Annotated in this window: 20 protein-coding genes; 8 read left to right on the top strand and 12 right to left on the bottom strand. The window is 52.7% G+C overall.

Annotated features, from left to right (window positions below; genetic code table 11):
* Positions 1-43 precede the first annotated feature (43 nt).
* Positions 44-859, top strand: a complete 816-nt coding sequence (locus OGY67_RS22740) for a helix-turn-helix domain-containing protein (protein WP_003827350.1) — start codon at positions 44-46, stop codon at positions 857-859.
* Positions 860-936: 77 nt separating this feature from the next.
* Here OGY67_RS22740 and araD read toward each other — a convergent pair whose 3' ends face one another.
* From araD to yiaK, 8 genes are all read right to left on the bottom strand, one after another.
* On the bottom strand, positions 937-1,635 hold the full coding sequence (gene araD / locus OGY67_RS22735; RefSeq protein WP_103284584.1) for an L-ribulose-5-phosphate 4-epimerase: 699 nt from the start codon (positions 1,633-1,635) through the stop codon (positions 937-939).
* Complete coding sequence (locus OGY67_RS22730) at positions 1,629-2,489, bottom strand: L-ribulose-5-phosphate 3-epimerase (RefSeq protein ID WP_286574558.1); 861 nt, start codon at positions 2,487-2,489, stop codon at positions 1,629-1,631. The genes araD and OGY67_RS22730 overlap by 7 nt, the downstream gene beginning before the upstream one ends.
* Positions 2,482-3,144, bottom strand: coding sequence for a 3-keto-L-gulonate-6-phosphate decarboxylase UlaD (ulaD, locus tag OGY67_RS22725; RefSeq protein ID WP_048227376.1), 663 nt, complete (start codon positions 3,142-3,144; stop codon positions 2,482-2,484). The genes OGY67_RS22730 and ulaD overlap by 8 nt, the downstream gene beginning before the upstream one ends.
* On the bottom strand, positions 3,144-4,646 hold the full coding sequence (locus tag OGY67_RS22720; RefSeq protein WP_286574555.1) for an FGGY-family carbohydrate kinase: 1,503 nt from the start codon (positions 4,644-4,646) through the stop codon (positions 3,144-3,146). Before OGY67_RS22720 ends, ulaD begins: the two co-directional genes overlap by 1 nt.
* A gap of 98 nt (positions 4,647-4,744) precedes the next feature.
* The gene (locus OGY67_RS22715; protein WP_128611254.1) at positions 4,745-6,064 is read right to left on the bottom strand and encodes an MFS transporter; all 1,320 of its coding nucleotides are present in this window, start codon (positions 6,062-6,064) and stop codon (positions 4,745-4,747) included.
* A 30-nt stretch (positions 6,065-6,094) separates the two neighbouring features.
* Positions 6,095-7,027 (bottom strand): DUF4862 family protein, encoded by a 933-nt coding sequence (locus OGY67_RS22710; RefSeq protein WP_286574554.1) that lies wholly within the window; start codon positions 7,025-7,027, stop codon positions 6,095-6,097.
* 14 nt (positions 7,028-7,041) lie between these two features.
* Positions 7,042-7,506 (bottom strand): YhcH/YjgK/YiaL family protein, encoded by a 465-nt coding sequence (locus OGY67_RS22705; protein WP_103014694.1) that lies wholly within the window; start codon positions 7,504-7,506, stop codon positions 7,042-7,044.
* An 11-nt stretch (positions 7,507-7,517) separates the two neighbouring features.
* Positions 7,518-8,516, bottom strand: a complete 999-nt coding sequence (gene yiaK / locus OGY67_RS22700) for a 3-dehydro-L-gulonate 2-dehydrogenase (protein WP_003827358.1) — start codon at positions 8,514-8,516, stop codon at positions 7,518-7,520.
* A 217-nt stretch (positions 8,517-8,733) separates the two neighbouring features.
* Here yiaK and yiaJ point away from each other — a divergent pair, with 217 nt between their 5' ends.
* Complete coding sequence (yiaJ, locus tag OGY67_RS22695) at positions 8,734-9,549, top strand: IclR family transcriptional regulator YiaJ (protein ID WP_003827359.1); 816 nt, start codon at positions 8,734-8,736, stop codon at positions 9,547-9,549.
* Positions 9,550-9,654: 105 nt separating this feature from the next.
* The gene (locus OGY67_RS22690) at positions 9,655-10,128 is read left to right on the top strand and encodes a 4Fe-4S dicluster domain-containing protein (protein WP_008786443.1); all 474 of its coding nucleotides are present in this window, start codon (positions 9,655-9,657) and stop codon (positions 10,126-10,128) included.
* A 34-nt stretch (positions 10,129-10,162) separates the two neighbouring features.
* Here the strand turns inward: OGY67_RS22690 and avtA are convergent, their stop codons facing one another.
* Positions 10,163-11,413: a valine--pyruvate transaminase gene (gene avtA, locus OGY67_RS22685; RefSeq protein WP_003837697.1), complete on the bottom strand. Its 1,251-nt coding sequence runs from the start codon at positions 11,411-11,413 to the stop codon at positions 10,163-10,165.
* 176 nt (positions 11,414-11,589) lie between these two features.
* Positions 11,590-13,620 carry an alpha-amylase gene (gene malS / locus OGY67_RS22680; protein WP_286574553.1) on the bottom strand — a complete coding sequence of 677 codons (2,031 nt, stop codon included), beginning with the start codon at positions 13,618-13,620 and terminating at the stop codon, positions 11,590-11,592.
* Between the two features lie 316 nt (positions 13,621-13,936).
* Between malS and OGY67_RS22675 the strand changes: the two genes are divergently transcribed.
* Complete coding sequence (locus tag OGY67_RS22675; RefSeq protein ID WP_008786441.1) at positions 13,937-14,761, top strand: protein bax; 825 nt, start codon at positions 13,937-13,939, stop codon at positions 14,759-14,761.
* A 44-nt stretch (positions 14,762-14,805) separates the two neighbouring features.
* Here OGY67_RS22675 and xylR read toward each other — a convergent pair whose 3' ends face one another.
* Positions 14,806-15,984: a D-xylose utilization transcriptional activator XylR gene (xylR, locus tag OGY67_RS22670; RefSeq protein ID WP_003827365.1), complete on the bottom strand. Its 1,179-nt coding sequence runs from the start codon at positions 15,982-15,984 to the stop codon at positions 14,806-14,808.
* A gap of 361 nt (positions 15,985-16,345) precedes the next feature.
* Here xylR and xylA point away from each other — a divergent pair, with 361 nt between their 5' ends.
* The 3 genes from xylA to yiaB all read left to right on the top strand — a co-directional run bounded on the left by xylA (position 16,346) and on the right by yiaB (position 19,727).
* Entirely contained in the window at positions 16,346-17,668 is a 1,323-nt protein-coding gene (xylA, locus tag OGY67_RS22665) for a xylose isomerase (protein ID WP_048236992.1), read from the top strand.
* Between the two features lie 71 nt (positions 17,669-17,739).
* Positions 17,740-19,194, top strand: a complete 1,455-nt coding sequence (gene xylB, locus OGY67_RS22660) for a xylulokinase (RefSeq protein ID WP_057066855.1) — start codon at positions 17,740-17,742, stop codon at positions 19,192-19,194.
* Between the two features lie 167 nt (positions 19,195-19,361).
* A complete protein-coding gene (gene yiaB / locus OGY67_RS22655) occupies positions 19,362-19,727 on the top strand; it encodes an inner membrane protein YiaB (RefSeq protein ID WP_057066853.1) in 366 nt (121 codons plus the stop codon).
* On the opposite strand, the gene OGY67_RS22650 is transcribed toward yiaB, so the two are convergent.
* A complete protein-coding gene (locus tag OGY67_RS22650; RefSeq protein ID WP_286574550.1) occupies positions 19,724-20,719 on the bottom strand; it encodes an acyltransferase in 996 nt (331 codons plus the stop codon). The genes yiaB and OGY67_RS22650 overlap by 4 nt on opposite strands.
* A gap of 172 nt (positions 20,720-20,891) precedes the next feature.
* Between OGY67_RS22650 and OGY67_RS22645 the strand changes: the two genes are divergently transcribed.
* The gene (locus OGY67_RS22645) at positions 20,892-21,200 is read left to right on the top strand and encodes a YsaB family lipoprotein (RefSeq protein WP_020996059.1); all 309 of its coding nucleotides are present in this window, start codon (positions 20,892-20,894) and stop codon (positions 21,198-21,200) included.
* Positions 21,201-21,237 lie beyond the last annotated feature (37 nt).

Raw genomic sequence — 21,237 nt, 5'->3', positions numbered from 1 at the left:
AGAGCAGTTTAAATAATGCAAAAAAGCGGGAATTTGAATATATATGCTCGAATTATCCATGTCTCTTCCGATTAAAGTGCAAAATGGTGGGCTATTTATTTCCCGAGGTGTGGGAAGCCATCCGGCGCGGCAATTGCAATCCTGGGAAATCATCTTTGTCGAAAAAGGGACATTAACGATTCGCGAAGGTCAGACCGTTTTTTGCGTGAATGCTGGAGAAAGTTTGCTGTTATGGCCGCAGCGTTCGCATATTGGTGTGGGACAGTTTCCGGCTGATTTGAAATTTTACTGGCTACACTTTGAGGTGACAGCAGAAAACGATGCTTCACTTACAGAACCGTTGCTTGCGATTCCTCAGCATGCCCGGGTTAGCGAGCCACAATATATTATTTCGCTGTTTCGCCAGTTCTTACGCGAGCAGGAAAATATTCATCGCAGCGTTGCGCTGGAACTGATCCTACTGCTGATTTTGCAGCAAATCTCCGCGGCGGCTAGCGAGCAACCCGCAGATAGCCCCGGTAATGCGCTGGCATGGAAAGCGCAACAAATAATCCACACCCAGTTCCACCTGCCGATTAGTGCCTCAACTCTGGCGAAAGAGCTGCATTGCAATGCGGATTATCTGGGGCGCGTATTCCGGAGCGCTTTCCGACTAACGCTAACTGAAGCATTGCATCGCCAGCGGGTAAGGGCGGCAGAAAAGCTGTTGATCAGTGACTCGCTGTCGCTTACCGAAGTGGCGATTAAATGTGGGTTTAATGATGTGGGTTACTTTCGCAAAATCTTTCGTAAACATACCAGCCTGACGCCTGCGGCGTGGAAACGGCGCTACTGCAAAGAGCATATTAATTCGGCGTAAATGAGGATCGCCGGGTGGCGCTATGCTTACCCGGCCTACAAAATGACAGACCAGTGCAAGCACAGCGCCGCCGGACGTTAATTTTGCCCGTAATACGCATTCACACCGTGTTTACGCAGATAGTGTTTATCCAGCAACTCAGGCTGCATATCCGGCAACTGCGGAGCTAACTGGCGCGAGAAAAGCCCCATGTAGGCGCATTCTTCGAGTACCACTGCGTTATGTACGGCATCTGCGGCATCTTTACCCCAGGCAAACGGACCGTGTGAATGCACTAACACTGCCGGAACCTGCAGCGGATTGAGATCGCGTTGCTCAAAGGTCTGAATGATCACTTCACCGGTTTGATATTCATATTCACCATTGATTTCCTCAACGGTCATCAGCCGGGTACACGGAATAGAACCATAGAAATAATCGGCATGCGTGGTGCCCCATGCCGGGAGATCAAGACCCGCCTGCGACCAGATCGTCGCGTGGCGTGAGTGAGTATGGACGATCCCACCGATCTCAGGGTAGCGGCGGTACAGCGCCAGATGGGTTGGCGTGTCTGAGGAGGGTTTTTTACTGCCTTCAACCACGTTGCCGCTGGCAATATCCACCACCACCATATCGTCGGCGGTCATCACGTCATATTCCACGCCGGACGGCTTAATCACCATCAGCTTACGCGTTTCATCCACAGCGCTGACGTTACCCCAGGTAAAGGTGACTAAACCATGAGCCGGAAGCGCCAGATTGGCCGCCAGCACATCGGCTTTCAGTTGTTCTAACATGAAAATCCTCCTTCCTGCATACGTGCTTCTATCCAGCGTCGTGCCTGGATAATTTCCAGTACCGGCTCTTTTGCTTTTTCAGTCCACATTTCAATCAGAAACGACCCGCGATAGTTCAGCTCATGCAGCGTTTTGAAGATACCAACAAAGTCCACGCACCCTTCGCCAAAGGGTACATCGCGAAACTGGCCCGGATGGGTTTCGGTTACTGGCAGTGTGTCTTTCAGATGGATAGCGGCGATACGGTCGATGCCCAGCGTCAGTTCGGCAGTGACGTCATTTCCCCATGCGCTGAGGTTGCCCACATCCGGGTAGACGGTGAACCACGGTGATGACAGCATTTCATCCCACTTTTTCCACTTGCTAATTGAGTTCATAAAAGCGGTATCCATGATTTCTACCGCCAGCATGACCTGCGCGGCGGCGGCTTGCTCGACTGCCCATGCCAGCCCTTCGGCAAAGCGCTGCTGCGTACCTTCGTCATGTTCCTCGTAATAGACGTCGTAACCTGCCAGTTGAATAGTGCGAATACCGAGATCGCGCGCCAGACGAATGGCTTTGGTCATGATGTCGCGTGCCCGAACACGGACTGATTCATCGCGGCTGCCAAACGGAAAACGGCGGTGGGCGGACAGGCACATTGAGGGGATTGCCACGCCGTTTTCTAACATTGCGCTCACCAGCGATGCACGCTGAGCAGGGCTCCAGTCGAGACGCGACAGGCGTTCATCGGTTTCATCCACCGACATCTCGACGAAATCAAAACCACAGCTTTTCGCCAGCACCAGACGCTCCGGCCAGGAGAGGTCTTTCGCCAGCGCTTTTTCATAGATACCTAACGGATGATTACGCATACTGTGCTCCCCAGATAGCATCGATTTGCGTATGGAATTCAGCGGCAACCTGCGTTGGGTTTTGCGCCCCAGCCAGCGCGCGTCCGGCGATAAAGGCTTTGACGTTGATATCGCGAAACAGCGGCAGGTCGGCGGGCGTAATCCCGCCGGTAATCGACAACTCCAGACCGATATCGGAAAGCGCTTTCATGCGCGCCAGATCAGCTTCTCCCCATTGTTGTCCGCTGGCCTGAGCATCGCGGCCACGATGGTAAATTGCCTGGCGAACCCCAACGCGATACCAGTCACGGGCATCATCCAGCGTCCAGTTGCCGAACAGTTCCATCTGAATTTCGCCGCCGCAGGACTGCGCGACGCCATGGCCTTTCTCTACCGTCGCCAGTGGGGCAGCGCAGATGATAGTCATCCAGTTTGCGCCAGCGCCAAACGCTTGCTGTGCGAGGGTTTCGCCCGCATCGGCTACCTTCCAGTCGGCAACGATGATTTTATTTGGACACTGGGTACGCAGCGCTTTCACGGCAGCCAGGCCTTCGGTTAAGCAGAGAATCGTCCCTGCCTCAACGATATCAACGCTCTCTTGTAGCAGTGCGACATCGTGTTGGGCCGCCTGCAGGTTGGTGTGGTCGAGCGCCAGTTGCAGTAATGGTCGACTCATCATTCGTGCTCCTTAATGCGGGCGTGATAGCCCTGTAGTGCGGTAATTAAATTCTGGTATTGGCGGTATTTACGCTGGTAGCTCGCATGCGCCGTAGCGTCTGGCAGCAGTGTGCGAACCGGGTGCTGTAAGCTGCGCTGCGCGTCACTGAAATTGTGATAAACGCCAGTGCCTACGCGGGCGGCGAGCGCAGCGCCAAAGCAGCCGGTCTCTTCAATCTGTGGCAATTCGATACGTAAACCGCTGACGTCCGCCAGCATTTGCATCCAGATGTCGGAGTGCGCTGGACCTCCGGTGACGCGCAGGGTATGTGCCTGCGTAAAACGTTCGCGCATGCGGTTCAGATGGGTCATGTGGCTGAAAACCACGCCTTCGTAGATGGCCTGTAATAAGTGGGCACGAGTGTGTATAGCCTGCATGCCATAAAAGCCGCTGGTCATCTCCAGTCCGGCGTTACTGCCGTATAAAAAGGGCAGAAAGAAAAGCTCGCTACCGGCTTTCGGTAAGCTGGCAACGGCCTGATTAATCTCATCAAAAGAGAGTTCGCCCCACTGGGCGGTAAACCATTCCAGATTGCCTGAAGAGGTCGGACTGGCTTCATGAACGATGTACTGCCCGTCATTTACATAGCGACCATAGACATAGGGATAGGGCTCGTGGTCGCGCAGGCCGTGAGCGATCCCGCTGGTGACGGCCCAGGTACCCATCACCGCGTTGAGGGTGCGTTCATCTTCGATACCGGCGCAGAGTGCGGTGGAAACCACATCAAACAGTCCGCCGACGACGGGGGTACCCGCCGCCAGACCGGTTATGGCGGCTGTCTGAGCGGTGATTTCCCCGCATATTTCTGCTGAACCAACGATGGGGGGCAGGGCATTGTCGATTTCACTGATGCCCAGCCACTGAGTCAGCCTCGGGTCGTACTGACCCGTGGTCATGTTGTAGAGGTTCGACTCGGAGATATTGCTCTCTTCACAGCCTTTGGTGCCGGTTAAGCACCAGCGCAGGTAGTCATGACCCATCATGACGCTACCAATTTGCGCGTAGCGCTGGGGGGTGTTCTCTTTCACCCAGCGCAGGAGCGATGCCGGATGACCGGTCCACAATGTCTGGCGGGTGATCGGGTAGAGCTGCTCAGGTATCCCATCCTGCTGCCAGCGCTGAACGATTTCCATCGCGCGTCGGTCAGAAGAGAGAATGGCATTGCCTAGTGGCTTATCTTGTTTATCGAGAAGGAACAGACCTTTGCCCTGAGCGGATATACCGACGCCTTTGATTTGCTCACCGCACACGCCTGTGCGCTTTAACAGCCCGGCGATGGTCGCGACGCACTGTTGCCACAGTTGGTGCATATCGCGTTCGGCGTAACCTGGTAATGGCGATATTGTCTGCAGCGATTGCCGGTTAATTCCCTGCTCATGACCTTTGGCATCATACAAACCCGCTTTCAGATATGTACCGCCACAATCAATACCCAGCCAGAAGGTCGCTTTCTCACTCATCTTTGTTATCTCATTTTTGCCGGATGGCGCTGCGCTTATCCAGCCTGGGACGGTTGTTACCTGTAGGCCCGGTAAGCGAAGCGCCACCGGGCATTGTTTTAAGCTGTACGTTTATGTGGATTCAGCGTCTTTAGCGGCGCGGCACCTGCATCGCATTTCGCTGGCAGCAACAGGGCCATCAGCGCGGCCAGAGCCAGTGAAATTGCCAGGCAATAAACGCCCGCATCTTTGCTGTACAGGGTGATGAGAACGCCGACTGCGTAAGGGCCACAGAAACCACCGAGGTTGCCGAGAGCGTTGATGACCCCACGTGCGCCACCGGCCATTTCCGCACTGAACAAACGCGCTGGAATAGTCCAGAACACGCCCGCAGCCGATTGCAGGAAGAATCCGCAGCCGACCAGCGCGGCATAAGCCAGCCAGACGTTATTTTTCAGCGCCACAGAGAGGAACATGCACAGGGCAAAGCCAATCAGCGGCAGGCAGACGAACAACTTGCGTTTACCGGTGCGGTCAGAGAGTGAAGAGAACAGGAACATCCCGGCAATTGCGCCGACGTATGGCAGAATGGCGAGCATGCCGACCTGTCCCATGCTGCTGTGAGTCAACTCTTTGAGGATGGTCGGCAGCCACAGGGTGTAACCGTAAATCCCGGTCTGATAGAAGAAGTTCAGCGCGATTAGCTGCCACATGGTTTTATCGGAAAGCACTGCACCCAGAGAGGCGTTTTTGACCTCTGTTCCGGCAATAGCTTTTTGCTCGGCGGCCAGGGTTTCTACCAGGTAATTTTTCTCCGCCTCAGAGATCCAGCGTGCTTCCTGCGGACGGTCGTAAACGGTATAGGCCCACAGCACCAGGACGACGACAGACAGTAAACCTTCAATGATAAACAGCCAACGCCAGTCGAGTACGGTGATGATCCAGCCCGAGAGCGGGGCGGTAATGATCCCGGCAATCGGCACAAACATAATCACAATCGCATTGGCGCGACCGCGCTCGGCGTCGGGGAACCAGTTGCTGATCATCGTCAGCACGACCGGCAGCATGCCGCCTTCAGCAACACCGAGTAAGAAACGCAAAACCAGCAGTTGATACTGATTCGTGATTAATCCCGTCAGAACGGAAATAACCGCCCAGGCAACCAGCGACCAGCCGATAAATTTCTTGCCGCTGCCGTGTACGGCAATTTTTCCGCCGGGAACCTGTAAAAACAGATAACCGATAAAGAAAATACCACCGGCCAGACCGGCCATGGTGGCGGAAATACCTAATTCTTCATCCATTCCGCCGGGCATCGCGAAAGCGATATTGACGCGGTCCATATAAGAAATAATACAGGCGATAAGAATAGGTGGAATAATCCGTAGCCAGCGCTGACGGGGTATGTCTTGAAGTGTAGGGCGAGAGGTCATGTTCATATTAATATTCTCGTAGAGTAGTATTTTTTTTTATAGTTTTGCTTTATTTAATTCGGCGATACCGTCGCGCAATATCGCTACACGATGGTTCACATCTGCACTGGCATTTATTTCCAGCAATTTAATGCCAGAAAATTGCAATGGATCTGCTCCTGCGCAGGCGAATAATTCGTGGGCATGCTCTGTGGTCATTAGACCTTCTGGACAGAAAGGGGCAAACGGTGCATGTAAGTCCTGCCACTCGCCGTATTCCCCCGCAAGCGTGGTACCGGAAAACATCAGTGCGCCCAGTTTCCCAGCCCGTTTGGTCTGCTGCGTGTGGGTCAGCGGTAGGGTGAGGCTCCGCCCTTCAATGGCCGAGCGCGCCCAGTTAATGCACACGCTGATGTCATATCCGGCTATCGCGTCCAGCACGTTGTCTAACGGTAAAAATCCTTTGCGTGGCGCGGGGCCTGTCATGGCATCGCAATGTTCCAACACCAGATCGCAGGACCAGTCCCAGCGGGTAATTTCTTTCAGCGAACGAGCAAACGCGTCGGTGGCCTGAGCGACGTTCGGGTTGCCCGCCAGCGGGGCAGCATGCAACTCCAGTGCAATCACTTTTCCGCCGTTGGCCGCATTGATATGGTTGATTTTCTGCTGCAGATGACGGTAATACGCCACGCAGGCTTTACGCTGTTCTTCATCGCTGGAGGCCAGCCCGAAACCACCATTAATACCGCGACGGCGCATGGTTTCCATAATGGCCGTGACCACGATTTGCCAGTCGCCCGGCGTATGGCGTAATAACCATTCGTCGCCTAACGGGTGCAGATGTTCAAGACAGGGCTGCTCCAGTCCGCGAATATCCGGGGTATCGGAGAGTTGTCGCCAGAATTCCTTCTCTTCCTCTTCACTCTTTTGGTGAAATGAGGGTGCACAGGGGTACGCACCGATAATATAACCGGTAGTGTTAGCTTTCATTTTTTGTGCTCCTTTTATAAAACTGAAATAGCAACCTTCACGACTATTTTGCGGATCGGTGTGGCGACAGTTTTATGACATGCTGGACGATGAACATCCTGCGGGAAAAATATGGCGTAACTTCCCGGAATCATTTCAATAAAAGATTCATGTTCGCTGGCGTGATAAAAAATAATATCGCGCTGTTCTAATAGCGATTCACTGATTTGGTTATTCCCGGTATCAATGGCGATCCCGATTTTCTCTTCACCCCAGGCCAGAAACTGAATATCCAGATAGCGGCGATGCACCTCAGGACGATTTTCGGCAACGTCACGCGTGGTTAAATCAATAATTTGCGCGAAGATATTTTTACCGTCGATCTCCACCACGCCCGGCTCCAGTTTGCGAAAATCTGTGGTGCGCAGAAAGTCGAGGGCCCTTTCAATCGCAGCAGGCAAATGGCATGGGTTAGGTTGAGCAATATGTCCGAAGATCATGGTGTTGCTCCTTACAGGGCCTGAATTTTTGCCCAGACGCTGTCGTCAACGGTGATACCGTTCCGGCGATTTTCTTCCAGTAGCTTCGTAAACTCGTGGCCCGGCAGACGGACAGGCGTGTTTTCATCTGCGCGTTCGGCGGTGGTGATGAAATCCATAATCCGCTGTAGCTTGGCATCACGGGTGGCGCCATCGATCAGTTTATCCACTTCAATGGCGATAAATATCTGTGAAACGCCATATTCATCGCTGTTATCCTGGGTGACTTCCGCAACGGAAGAGCCATCAGAAAGCAGGGTGGCAATCATATCCAGCACAATCGACAGACCTGAACCTTTCCAGTAACCCATTGGCAATATGCGGCGGTTTTTTTCGATAACGCCCGGCTCTTTGGTGAGATTGCCTTCATCATCAAAGCCACCGTCTACCGGCAGTTCGCGACCGGCCAGGCGATTCACTTCCAGCATGCCGTAGGAGAACATCGACATCGACATATCAACCATGGTAATTGGCGATGAGGGGATCGCGACGATCAGCGGGTTAGTACCAATGCGGCACTCTTTCGAACCCCACGGTGGCATGACGGCAATCGAGTTAGTCCAGCAGATACCGATGTAACCTTTCTCCGCCGCCTGCCAGCCATAGCTGCCGCCGCGCATCCAGTGGTTGGCGTTACGCAGTGCGACCAGGCCAATACCGTGATCGGAGGCCAGCTCAATGGCTCTGTCCATCATCTTTTTCGCCGTCAGATTGCCGATCGAACGCTGAGCATCCCATTGTTCAATCGCCCCCAAGCTGGTAATGCGTTGCGGTTTGGCCTCAGGAATGATGTCGCCGTTATCCAATTGCTGAATAAAACGAGGAAAACGATTCACACCGTGCGAATAAACGCCGGACTCGGTGGTGCGCGCAAACATTTCGGCACAGGCATCGGCGGTTTCAACGGCAATACCGCGTGCCAGCAGTACCCGATTGAACGCATCTTTCAACTGCTCAAAAGTGACTTTCATTCCTGTTTCCTTGTTTAAATTTGATCGCTTTTTTATCTCTAAATTTCACTATGCGAAATCTGATTTCAAATATAGCGATCAAATTTTGACAGATCAACGGGGTGGTCTATTTTTTAAAATCATCAAAATCAAATAGTTGTGTTTTTTCGGTTCAGATCGTGAACTAAAACACACTTTGCGCTACCATCAGAGCGCGACGAAAAGGGGAGCGGAAGCGATGGGCACAAAAGAGAGTGAAATGACGCAAGACAAAGAGAGGCCAGCCGGAAGTCAGAGCCTGTTCCGTGGTTTGATGTTGATTGAGATTCTGAGTAACTATCCGAATGGGTGCCCATTGGCCCATCTGTCTGAACTGGCCGGGCTGAACAAAAGTACAGTGCATCGACTCCTGCAAGGGCTGCAGTCCTGCGGATATGTCACGCCTGCACCTGCTGCGGGTAGCTATAGGCTGACCACCAAATTTATCGCCGTTGGGCAGAAGGCACTGTCGTCACTGAATATCATCCATGTTGCCGCGCCGCACCTCGAAGCGTTGAATATTGCTACTGGTGAAACAATCAACTTCTCCAGCCGTGAAGATGACCACGCGATTCTGATTTATAAGCTGGAACCGACGACGGGCATGCTGCGTACTCGCGCTTATATCGGTCAACATATGCCACTGTATTGCTCCGCGATGGGTAAAATTTACATGGCGTTTGGGCATGCGGATTATGTGAAATCTTACTGGGAGAGCCATCAGGATCTTATTCAGCCGCTGACCCGCAATACCATTACCGGTTTACCAGCGATGTACGACGAATTGGCGCAGATCCGCGAAAGCAGTATGGCGATGGATCGGGAAGAGAACGAATTGGGCGTTTCCTGTATTGCCGTGCCGGTGTTTGATATTCATGGTCGGGTGCCGTACGCGGTGTCAATTTCACTATCTACCTCGCGACTTAAGCAGATAGGGGAAAAAAATCTACTCAAGCCGCTACGGGAAACCGCGCAGGCGATTTCAAATGAGCTGGGTTTTACCGTTCGCGATTAAGGTTATTCAGTCACCTGACAAAATTTAACCGTTTCCCCTGTCCGATCAAAGCGCCAGGGGCGGTCTCTCTGGCACTCTGTGGTTTTCACGCAGAGGGAGGGGGCAATGAACGCGTTTATTATGGCGGATGCGGCAAAATGTATTGGGTGTCGTACCTGCGAAGTTGCCTGCGTCGTCGCGCATCAGCAAAACCAGGACTGTGCTTCGGTCTCTTCTTCTGCGTTTATACCGCGGATTCGGGTCATCAAAGACGACGCCTTTACCACGGCGGTCGCCTGCCATCAATGCGAAGACGCTCCCTGTGCGAATGTTTGTCCAACTCACGCCATTCGTCGTGAACATGGGCATATCTTCGTTGAACAGGCACGTTGTATTGGTTGTAAAAGCTGTATGCTGGCCTGCCCGTTTGGGGCAATGAATGTCGTTGCCCGTTCGTCGCGGGTGCAGGCGATAAAATGCGATTTGTGCTGGCATCGCGAGGCGGGACCAGCGTGTGTCGAAGCCTGCCCGACCAGCGCGTTGCAGTGTGTTGATGCCGTCAGTATTCAGCGCCAGCGCCTGCGTTCACAGCCGCTGTGAAGTGAGCCCGACCCGCACTTGGGTCGGGTTTGCGTTAGCCTTCCAGCCAGGCGCGTTCGATCTCTTCCGCCAGAATCTTCACGCCAGCTTCGATTTTCTCCGGCTCTGGCACGTAGTTCATCCGCATGCACTGATGGGTATGTGGCCAGGGTTTATCCAGCCCCGGGAAGAAGTAGTCACCAGGAACCATCAGTACGCCGCGCGCTTTCAGACGCTGATACAACAGTTCGGTGGTGATCGGTAAATCTTTGAACCATAGCCACAGGAAAATCGCGCCTTCAGGTTTATGGATAAGGCAGCGATCTTCAGACAAGTAGCGGCGAATAATCGCAATCGTCTCCTGAACGCGCTGATAGTAAAACGGCTTGATAACCGTTTCGGACAGGCGCAGCAGATCGTTACGTTTAATCATCTCGCACATCATCGCTGGACCCATTCCGCCAGGTGCCAGGCTGATGATGCCGTTCATATTGGTAATCGCCGTGATGATTTTTTCATTCGCGATAATGATGCCGCAGCGGGAACCTGGCAGACCCAGCTTGGAAAGGCTCATGCACAACACAATGTTGGGGTTCCACAGTGGGCGTGCTTCGCTAAAGATAATGCCAGGGAACGGTACGCCATAGGCGTTATCAATCACCAGTGGGATCCCATGCTGGTTGGCCAGCCGGTCCAGCTTCATCAGCTCGTCGTCGGTGATCACGTTGCCTGTCGGGTTAGTGGGGCGCGACACGCAGATCATGCCCGTTTCTTCACCGATGTGCAGGTGTTCAAAATCAACGTGATACTTAAACTGGCCTTCCGGTAGCAGTTCGATGTTTGGACGTGCTGAGACGAAGAGATCTTCTTCCAGCCCGGAATCGGCATAGCCAATGTATTCCGGCGCTAACGGGAATAACACTTTTTGCGTTGTTCCGTCAGCGCGGCGTCCGGCGAACAAATTGAATAAGTAGAAAAACGCGCTCTGACTGCCATTTGTCAGTGCAATATTTTGTGGCTCGATATCCCAACCCTGCTTCTCACGTAGCAGTTTCGCCAGTTCAGACAGTAGCTCGGTTTTCCCTTGCGGACCGTCATAATTGCAAAGCGCATCAGTGGCTTTGCCGTTTGCCAGCATATCTGTCAGCAGGGACTGGAAGTAATTTTGCATCTCTGGAATTTGCGCCGGATTACCACCGCCGAGCATGATGGCGCCTGGGGTGCGTAAACCGTCGTTGAGGTCCTCCATCAGGCGGGTGATGCCTGAATGGCGGGTAAATTTGTCGCCAAAAAGTGAGAATGTCATAGCAGGGGGTCTGTCGAACTGAGTAGTAAAGTGGCTAACCATAGCGCTACCTATGGCAGGGTGCAAATCAGGGGGAGCGGGCTGGATTGATGTTTTGTGCTACAGATGTTTGCCTGGCTGGTTTTTTATTTTGTGTTGGGTTTCCCGCTGTATGCACAGCGGGAAGCCTGTTGGGATCAGGGCTGACCGGCCCACACCACTATCACCTTATCGCCGCCATGCTCGCGGATAAATCCGTATCCCTGCTTCAATGTCAGCGTGGTCTGTTTACCGGCGCCGATGGCGGGATGTCTGGCCCGGAACTGACTGATGCGCTGCCAGTGAGTGACGCTGGCGGCAGATTTCCCGGCCACATCCGGCCAGTTCATTTCTGAGCGCGTACCCTGCAATGGGTCTGAACCTGTTGGTCCAAAGGGCCGGGCCGATTCGTCGCCGTAAAAGAGTTGTACCGCGCCTGGCGCCAGCAGCAATAGCTCGGCGGCTTTGTCTCCACCTTCGCGGAACAGACGCGTATCGTGCGAGGAAAGATAGCTCAGAACGTTGAAATCCTGCAATTTCTCAGCCATCTGTTGCCAGGTGACATCCATATTTGCCAGACAATCGACGGCCTTTGCCGCCTGCTCCTGATAGTCGAAATTGATCATCGCATCAAAGCCGTGACGGTAATAGTCGCTTTGCATCACGCCGTGACCCCAGGCCTCGCCGGTCATCCAGAAAGGTTTGTCATCAAGCGCTTTATCCGGGTTCGCTTTCTTCCATTCAACCAGCGCCGCGCTGGCCTGTGTTTTTAACTGCTGCCAGGCGGGAAGTTCGACGTGTTTGGCGGTATCGACCCGAAACCCGTCAATCCCGTAATCACGCACCCACTGGCTGAGCCAGTGGGTCAGATAATCGCGGGGCGTATAACCAGCAATAGCTTTAGCGTGCGTATCCGGTTTGTGTTGATAAAAGTTTGGCAGCCCGGAAGGCGTGGTGGATTCGGTTTTCAGATCGGGCAGGAAAGCCAGCGACATGGTCAGGTCGTCAAAACCCGGATTGTCGTAATCGCCAATATCGGTGCGGATCCAGTTTTTCCCCCACCATTTTTCCCAGCCTGCTTTATCGCTGAAGTTGATGTAATCATTAAAGCTGTGCCAGCTTTGCCCGGCGGCTGGCTTCCAGTCCGTCCAGCGTTCACCGAGCGTGTTTTTCAGTTCATCGCCCGACAAGTACAGGGCCCCAAACTGATACTCCTGCATATCCGCCAGCGTGGCGTAGCCGGTATGATTCATGACGACATCAAACAGGATGCGAATGCCGCGCTGGTGCGCGCCGTCAACCAGCGCACGCAGGTCAGCTTCATTACCCATATTCGCATCGAGCGTGGTCCAGTCCTGAGTGTAATAGCCGTGGTAAGCATAATGGGGGAAATCACCTTTGGTGCCACCGCCGACCCAGCCGTGAATTTGCTCAAACGGCGCGCTGATCCACAGGGCGTTGATGCCTAACTGTTGTAGATAGTCGAGTTTGCTGGCGAGCCCGCGCAAATCGCCCCCGTGGAAAGTACCAATTTCCTGCATGCCGTCGTTGCGACGCCCGTAGCTGTGGTCGTTGCTCGGGTCACCATTTACAAAGCGATCCGTCAGGACGAAATACACCGTAGCGTTATGCCAGTCGAAAGCGGCCGGGGCATCGGTTTCCGCCCGTTCCAGCAGCAACAGTCCGTTACTGGCTGTGGCAGGCTGTAGGGTAATCGACCCATTTTTTACCGTTGCCGTTTGCTGGCTGTAGAAATCACGCACCACGGCACCTTCCGGAAAGGTCTGGCTCACATCCAGTGTTAACGGCGAACCATCCCATTTCGGGCACTGGCGAATCTGGGTCGTGACAGGGTCTGCGGCGCTTTTTACCGAGAGCATCAACGTTGGCGTTCCGGAGCGGGTATCCACTTCCAGCGTGTAATCGCCGTCTTTGAATAAGCGCCACTGCGGCGGGGCGCCTTCACACGGTTTTAGCGACAGCATCTGGTTGAGTTTTATCGCATCAGCAGGCTGCCAGCACTGTTGGTCAAAATTTAGGATTAAAGGACGCGTACCCTTCGTCAACGCTGCATGGCTGACGAATTTACCCGTACCTTCCGCTTCGAAGGTGGGGAGTCCCTGAGAAGTCCATGATGAGGCGATGGCAATGCCGGGCATGAGCGCCAGCGCAACGGCGGCAAGTTTCATAATGCTGTCCTTGGTGCTGCGATTTTCGCCAGTTTGCCAGTGAAATCAGGCCGGAAACTCCTCCTTTGAGTCGATTCCGCCAGGAGGAGAGGTGAGGGTGAGCGATCGCGCGCAAAAAATGAACTCATTTTGCGATAACCTCCACATTTTCTTCGAATTAATCGCACCCTGAACCGTTAATGCGTGACATGGTTTCAGAATTGGACTATTCCTTTGGGTGCTCTTGACGGCTATTTTTGATATGATTTGAGATTCATCTCTCATTTTTGTGAAAAATATAAGGTGTTGGAATGTATAAATCCGACCAGGAGACCTAATGATATTGACTCCCATTCGACGATATGGGGCAATGATTCTTATGTTACTCACCGTTGCATTTTCTGGTGAGGTGCTGGCAAAGACACACACGGCGACAACGAGTCACAAGCCCCAGGTAATCAAGACAAGTAATACACAGGTAAGCAGTAAACAAGAGTATTCTCGCAATAGTGCAAAGAGTAGTTCACTTCCTGATTTGCGAAAATACCCTTCCGGAACACCAAGGAAAAAAGCGTTTCTCCGGACGGTTATGCCTTATATTACCAGTCAAAATGCTGCCATTACGGCGGACCGTAACTGGCTGATTTCAAAACAGTACCAGAACCGCTGGTCACCGACTGAGCGTACGCGTATGAAAGATATCGCGAAGCGCTACAAGGTGAGCTGGTCTGGCAACACGCGTAAAATCCCATGGAATACGCTGCTTGAGCGCGTAGACATTATCCCGACCAGTATGGTGGCAACCATGGCTGCGGCTGAAAGTGGCTGGGGTACGTCGAAGCTGGCGCGTAGCAACAACAACCTGTTTGGCATGAAATGTGGCAAAGGTCGTTGTAACAATGCCCCGGGTAAGGTGAAAGGCTACTCACAGTTTGAATCGGTGAAAGAGTCGGTGAATGCTTACGTCATCAACCTGAACACGCATCCGGCTTACTCTTCATTCCGTAAGTCACGTGCGCAACTGCGTAAAGCCGATCAGGAAGTCACCGCTACTGCGATGATTCATAAGCTGAAGGGTTATTCCACTAAAGGACAGAGCTACAACAACTATCTGTTCGCAATGTATCAGGATAACCAGCGTTTAATCGCCGCGCATATGTAATTCTGTGTGCCGGATGGCGGCTTCGCCGCATCCGGCAATAATCCTCATAGCAACACTTCGCTGTTCACATCGCGATACTCTTTGGGCGTCGTGTCATACTCTTTCTTAAAGACCGAATAAAAGTATTGCAGAGACGGATAGCCGCACATCTGTGAGATTTCGTTGATTGAAAGCGTGGTAGATATCAACAGGCTGCGCGCTTTTTCCAGCTTTTCGGCATGAATCACGGCGTGGATAGTCTCTCCGACCTCTTCTTTAAAACGCTTCTCCAGATTCGAACGAGAAATCCCCACTGAATCCAGCACTTGTTCAACCTTAATACCTTTACAGGCATGGTTGCGGATAAAGTGCATCGCCTGAATCACCGCCGGATCGGTTAATGAACGGTAGTCGGTTGAGCGGCGTTCAATGACGCGCACCGGAGGAACCAGTGTACGTTGCAGCGGCAGCTCTTCATTTGCCAGTAAACGATGTAAGAGCTTAGCGGCCTGATACCCCATCTGCCTGGCTCCCTGGGCCACGGATGAAAGCGCCACCCGTGACAGATAGCGGGTCAGTTCTTCGTTGTCGATCCCAATCACACACAGCTTTTCCGGTACTGGAATATGCAGGTGCTCGCAGACTTGCAGGACGTGTCGTGCCCGCGCGTCGGTAACGGCGATAATACCGGTTTGCGGCGGTAGTGTTTGTAGCCAGTCCGCCAGACGATTTTGCGCGTGCTGCCAGTTTTCCGGTGCGGTTTCCAGCCCCTGATAGACAACGCCGCGGTACTTCTCTTTGGCAACCAGCTGGCAAAACGCATATTCACGTTCCGCGGCCCAGCGTTTGCCGCTTGACGATGGCAGACCATAGAATGCAAAGCGGTTAACCCCTTTTTCCTTCAGGTGCAGGAAAGCGCTTTCTACCAACGCATGGTTGTCGGTGGCGATGTAATGTACCGGTGGATAATCTTGCTCCAGATGGTAGGAGCCTCCAACGCCGATGATGGGAACTTCAACATCGGCAAGTAATTGCGCAATATCATCATCGTCATAATCAGCAATAACGCCGTCGCCTAACCAGTCTTTAATATTATCGATACGGGCGCGGAAATCTTCCTCAATGAATATATCCCACTCGGATTGCGATGCCTGTAAATATTCACCCACACCTTCTACCACCTGGCGGTCGTAGGCTTTATTGGCATTAAATAGCAGAGTGATGCGGTGACGTTTATCAAACATAAGAACCTGTCCTGGAAAGGTTAACGTGGGCCTGTCGATACTAGCAAAATCGCAGGTACGACTGCTTGATGAAGCGTGACAAAATTCCTGATTGCCTGAGGCTACGCAAAATTTACATACTGGTCGCGGGATGACAATTGTCATTTTTTATCTGCGCATTACGGTTTTTTGTTTAATGACTAACCTTCGATCGCGATCGCTTTTTTATTTCTTTATTTAGCGCGTTTTTTTGGGAGCCAGCGCACGTTTGGGTATTCTCTTAATGGCGGTGTGAAATAACGTAATTGAGCAATAAATCAGGAAATTCCAGTATAGCCATATCGCAGTTTACTTGCCGTATTACCTGATTATGGAGCTTATTATGCCGGCTTATTTTGACCAACTCGATCGTGTTCGTTTCGAAGGCACTCAATCCACCAACCCGCTCGCATTTCGCCATTACAACCCTGACGAAATCGTATTGGGCAAGCGCATGGAAGATCATCTGCGTTTTGCGGCCTGCTACTGGCATACCTTCTGCTGGAACGGGGCGGATATGTTCGGTATGGGCGCTTTCGATCGTCCATGGCAGCAGCCTGGTGAAGCTCTGGCGCTGGCGAAACGCAAAGCGGATGTGGCATTTGAGTTTTTCCACAAGCTGAACGTGCCTTACTACTGCTTCCATGACGTGGATGTTTCGCCGGAAGGCGCGTCTTTGAAAGAGTACAAAAACAACTTTGCGCAGATGGTTGATGTGCTGGCGGCAAAACAGGAACAGAGCGGCGTGAAGCTGCTGTGGGGTACAGCAAACTGCTTCACTAACCCACGCTACGGTGCGGGTGCGGCCACAAACCCAGATCCAGAAGTGTTCAGCTGGGCCGCCACGCAGGTGGTTACGGCCATGGATGCCACGCACAAGTTAGGTGGTGAAAACTACGTTCTGTGGGGCGGCCGTGAAGGTTATGAAACACTGCTGAATACCGATCTGCGTCAGGAACGTGAGCAGATTGGTCGTTTCATGCAATTAGTCGTGGAACACAAACACAAAATCGGTTTCCAGGGCACTTTGCTTATCGAGCCGAAACCGCAGGAACCGACCAAGCACCAGTACGACTACGATGCGGCGACCGTGTACGGATTCCTCAAGCAGTTCGGTCTGGAAAAAGAGATCAAACTGAATATCGAAGCCAACCACGCTACGCTTGCAGGCCATTCGTTCCATCACGAAATCGCCACTGCTATCGCGTTGGGTCTGTTTGGCTCTGTCGATGCCAACCGCGGCGACGCACAGCTGGGCTGGGATACCGACCAGTTCCCGAACAGCGTAGAAGAGAATGCGCTGGTGATGTACGAAATCCTGAAAGCGGGCGGCTTCACTACCGGCGGCCTGAACTTTGATGCCAAAGTACGTCGTCAGAGCACCGATAAATACGATCTGTTCTATGGTCATATTGGCGCGATGGATACCATGGCGCTGTCGCTGAAAATTGCGGCCCGTATGATTGAAGACGGTGGCCTGGATCAGCGTGTGGCTAAACGTTATGCCGGTTGGAATGGTGAGCTGGGCCAGCAAATTCTGAAAGGCCAGATGACGCTGACAGAAATTGCGCAGTACGCTGAACAACACAACCTGGCGCCAGTGCACCAGAGCGGTCATCAGGAATTGCTGGAAAATCTGGTAAACCATTATTTGTTCGACAAATAACGGGTCTCTGAGAACGTCCGTAAGCCCGGTCAGCTAGCGCTACCGGGCCTTTCTTTAAGGAACGATGCCTTATGTATATCGGGATAGATCTTGGCACATCAGGCGTAAAGGCCATTCTGCTCAATGAGCAGGGCGATGTGGTGGCTTCAAAAACGGAGAAACTCACCGTCTCGCGCCCGCACCCGTTATGGTCAGAACAAGACCCTGAGCAGTGGTGGCTGGCAACGGATCGCGCGGTAAAAGCACTGGGTCAGCAGCATTCACTCCGCGAGGTGAAAGCGTTAGGGATTGCCGGGCAGATGCACGGCGCTACGCTACTGGATGAACGACAGAAGGTATTGCGTCCGGCTATCTTATGGAACGACGGCCGCTGTGCTGAAGAGTGCGTGATGCTGGAGAGTCAGGTTCCGCAGTCTCGTGCCATCACCGGCAACCTGATGATGCCTGGCTTTACCGCGCCAAAACTGCTGTGGGTGCAACGCCACGAGCCGGAGATTTTCAACCAGATTGATAAAGTCCTGCTGCCGAAAGATTACCTGCGTTTGCGCATGACCGGTGATTTTGCCAGCGATATGTCTGATGCTGCAGGGACAATGTGGCTGGATGTCGCGAAGCGTGACTGGAGCGATGTCATTCTGGCTGCCTGTAAACTGACTCGCGCACATATGCCTGCGCTCTATGAAGGCAGCGAGATTACCGGAACCTTATTGCCAGACGTCGCTAAAGCCTGGGGAATGCAGGAGGTTGCGGTTGTTGCCGGAGGTGGTGATAACGCGGCGGGCGCGGTTGGCGTAGGCATGATGAATGCCGGTCAGGCGATGCTTTCGCTGGGGACATCCGGCGTCTATTTTGCGGTGAGTGATGGTTTCCTTAGCAAACCGGAAAGTGCGGTTCACAGTTTTTGCCATGCTTTGCCTGAGCGATGGCATCTGATGTCTGTAATGTTAAGTGCGGCATCGTGTCTGGACTGGGCGGCAAAATTAACCGGACTGGCGAGCGTTCCTGCGTTGATTGACGCTGCGCAACAGGCGGATGAACACGCGGAGCCGGTCTGGTTTTTACCTTATTTGTCCGGCGAGCGTACGCCGCATAACAATCCGCAGGCCAAGGGCGTATTTTTCGGTCTGACACATCAGCATGGTCCGGCAGAACTGGCACAGGCGGTGCTGGAAGGTGTGGGTTTTGCGCTGGCTGACGGTATGGACGTGGTACATGCCTGTGGCGTTCAGCCCGCCAGCATTACGCTGATCGGCGGTGGGGCGCGTAGTGAATACTGGCGTCAGATGCTATCTGACATCAGCGGATTGCAGTTGGATTACCGTACCGGCGGTGACGTTGGCCCTGCTCTCGGCGCGGCGCGCCTGGCGCAAGTTGCCATGAATCCGCAAACGTCGTTATCAGAGTTACTGCCTCAGCTTACGCTGGAGCAGGCGCATTATCCTGACGCGGAGCGTCATGCTCGTTATCAACAGCGTCGAGAAACTTTCCGTCGTATCTATCAGCAATTACAACCGCTGATGTCCTGACCACTTTCCCCTCTGGCTAGCAGAGGGGAATTTGCTGCATATATATATTCACGAAAATAATAAGTTACACGTATGGATGTATTCTGAAAGTCCTGTGTAGTCGCTTTTTTCTGTGTTGTCTTTAGCGGGTTATTCATATTGTATCCATGATGGATAAGGAGATCCCAATGAAGACAACCAGGCTGTTGCCATGGATATTATTCCTCTCAGGCATACTGACTTACAGTATCGGTTTATGGCGTGCATGCCCGTTATTGAGCGGCAAGGGGTATTTTTTGGGGGCGCTGATGACGGGGATGTTCGTAACGTATGCCTATCAGCGCGCAGTAAATCTCAATCAAAACGATGAACGCTTCGTTTCCGTATGTCAGATGGTGGCGCTCATCACGGCAGGGCTGTTGCTGGTGGGGGTGTGGAATGCCCCGTTGGCGCCCTTCGAAATAGGGTTATACCCGGCAGCATTCTTCGTGTGTTTAATGGGGCAATTTTTACTGCAGCGTTCGCGTAATCAGGCGCTGCCTGGAGACACCTAACTCACCAGCCTACGCGTATCAATACGCTGCAACAGAATAGACAAAAGTAAACTTCCTGCCAGCGTGGCGCTGAAAATCCACAGTATATCCAGCGGTGGCCAGTTTTTGAGTTCAATTCCGTTGGTACGTAGTGCGTGAATGATCAGCGCATGAAAACCATAAATGCCCAATGAATGGCGAGAAATAAGGCCCAGTAGCGGCAGGGTACGTGTGCTGAGCGTATTTTTGACCAGCGTCAGGAGCGAGGCGGCGCAAATAAATACCGCTGGGCCGCAGTAGAGGTACCAGGTGTCGGCAAAATTGCCTCGCCAGCGCAGTTCATGCAATGTGCCACGAGAAATAATAAATACTGCGGTAATAAATACCGCCGCACAGAGCCAGCTGAGCGCACGCTTTTGCGTATCCATCATGCCAATCGCCCGGCCCAGCATGCCGTACAGGATGTAATAGAAAGTATCGCCACTGATGTACAGGTTGACTGGGAGCCACTCAAAGCCGCCGATTTTTTGCGAGACGGTGTTGGGATTGGCAATCACCCCAATCACAACCATGAGCGCCAGTAGCATCTTGCCGCTGATATTTTTCACCTGTATCAGCGGAGAAACCAGGTAAATGACGGCGATCGCGAAGAAAAACCACAGGTGATAGAACACCGGCTTTTGCAGCAGGTTCTTCAGCGACAGCTCAGCGTTGATCGAGGTAAACAGCAGGATATAGGCCAGCGCCACGCTGCTGTAAAACAGAATGCAAAGCGCGATGCGCAGGAAATGGCGCGGTTTGGCGCTATGCTCACCAAAAAACAGATAGCCCGAAATCATAAAGAACAGCGGAACGCTGACGCGAGAAGCTGAATTGAGCACGTTAGCCAGATCCCAATTCAACGGGCTGACGCTTTGCGCATTGGTGATGTACCAGGTTGTGGTGTGGATCATCACGACCATTAAACAGGCTATCCCGCGCAGGTTATCAATCCAGAAAATTTTGGGCTGCATCAGTTCCTCTGTGTCCATTAAAAAAAGTCTGACCGATATTTTGCGAACGTAGCTCACTGGAATAATCCGAGTTCTTACGCTAAAGCTTGAGATGGTCTGATGAGATTCTCAAAATAGGATCTGTTTCCAGACACTAATAATAAGACTGACCAGCAAACCAGGCGGTAATAAAATGATGATGAAGTATTTCTTTCCCGCGATCGCTGCCCTTTTGCTGGTAGCGTGCGCTGACACACAATCGTCTGCACCTGCGCAGAAAGCGCAAAAGGTTAAGGTCAGTGCCACACGTTCGCTGGATATGGAGTCATTGTGCAAAAATGAGGCGGCGCAACGCTACAACACTGGCGCGCAGAAAATTGATATCTCCGGCCTGGAGCAATTCCAGGGCAGCTATGAGATGCGTGGTTCTACCTTCCGTAAAGAGAGTTTTGTCTGCTCTTTTGATGCAGACGGGCAGTTTTTGCACCTTTCCATGCGCTAAGTTCCCCCTTTTTCCCGTTTCGTACTGTATATCTTGC

Origin of the sequence: Citrobacter sp. Cpo015, assembly GCF_030333035.1 — a bacterium.
Lineage (GTDB): Bacteria > Pseudomonadota > Gammaproteobacteria > Enterobacterales > Enterobacteriaceae > Citrobacter > Citrobacter portucalensis.
This window is presented reverse-complemented; position numbering and strand designations above follow the sequence as displayed.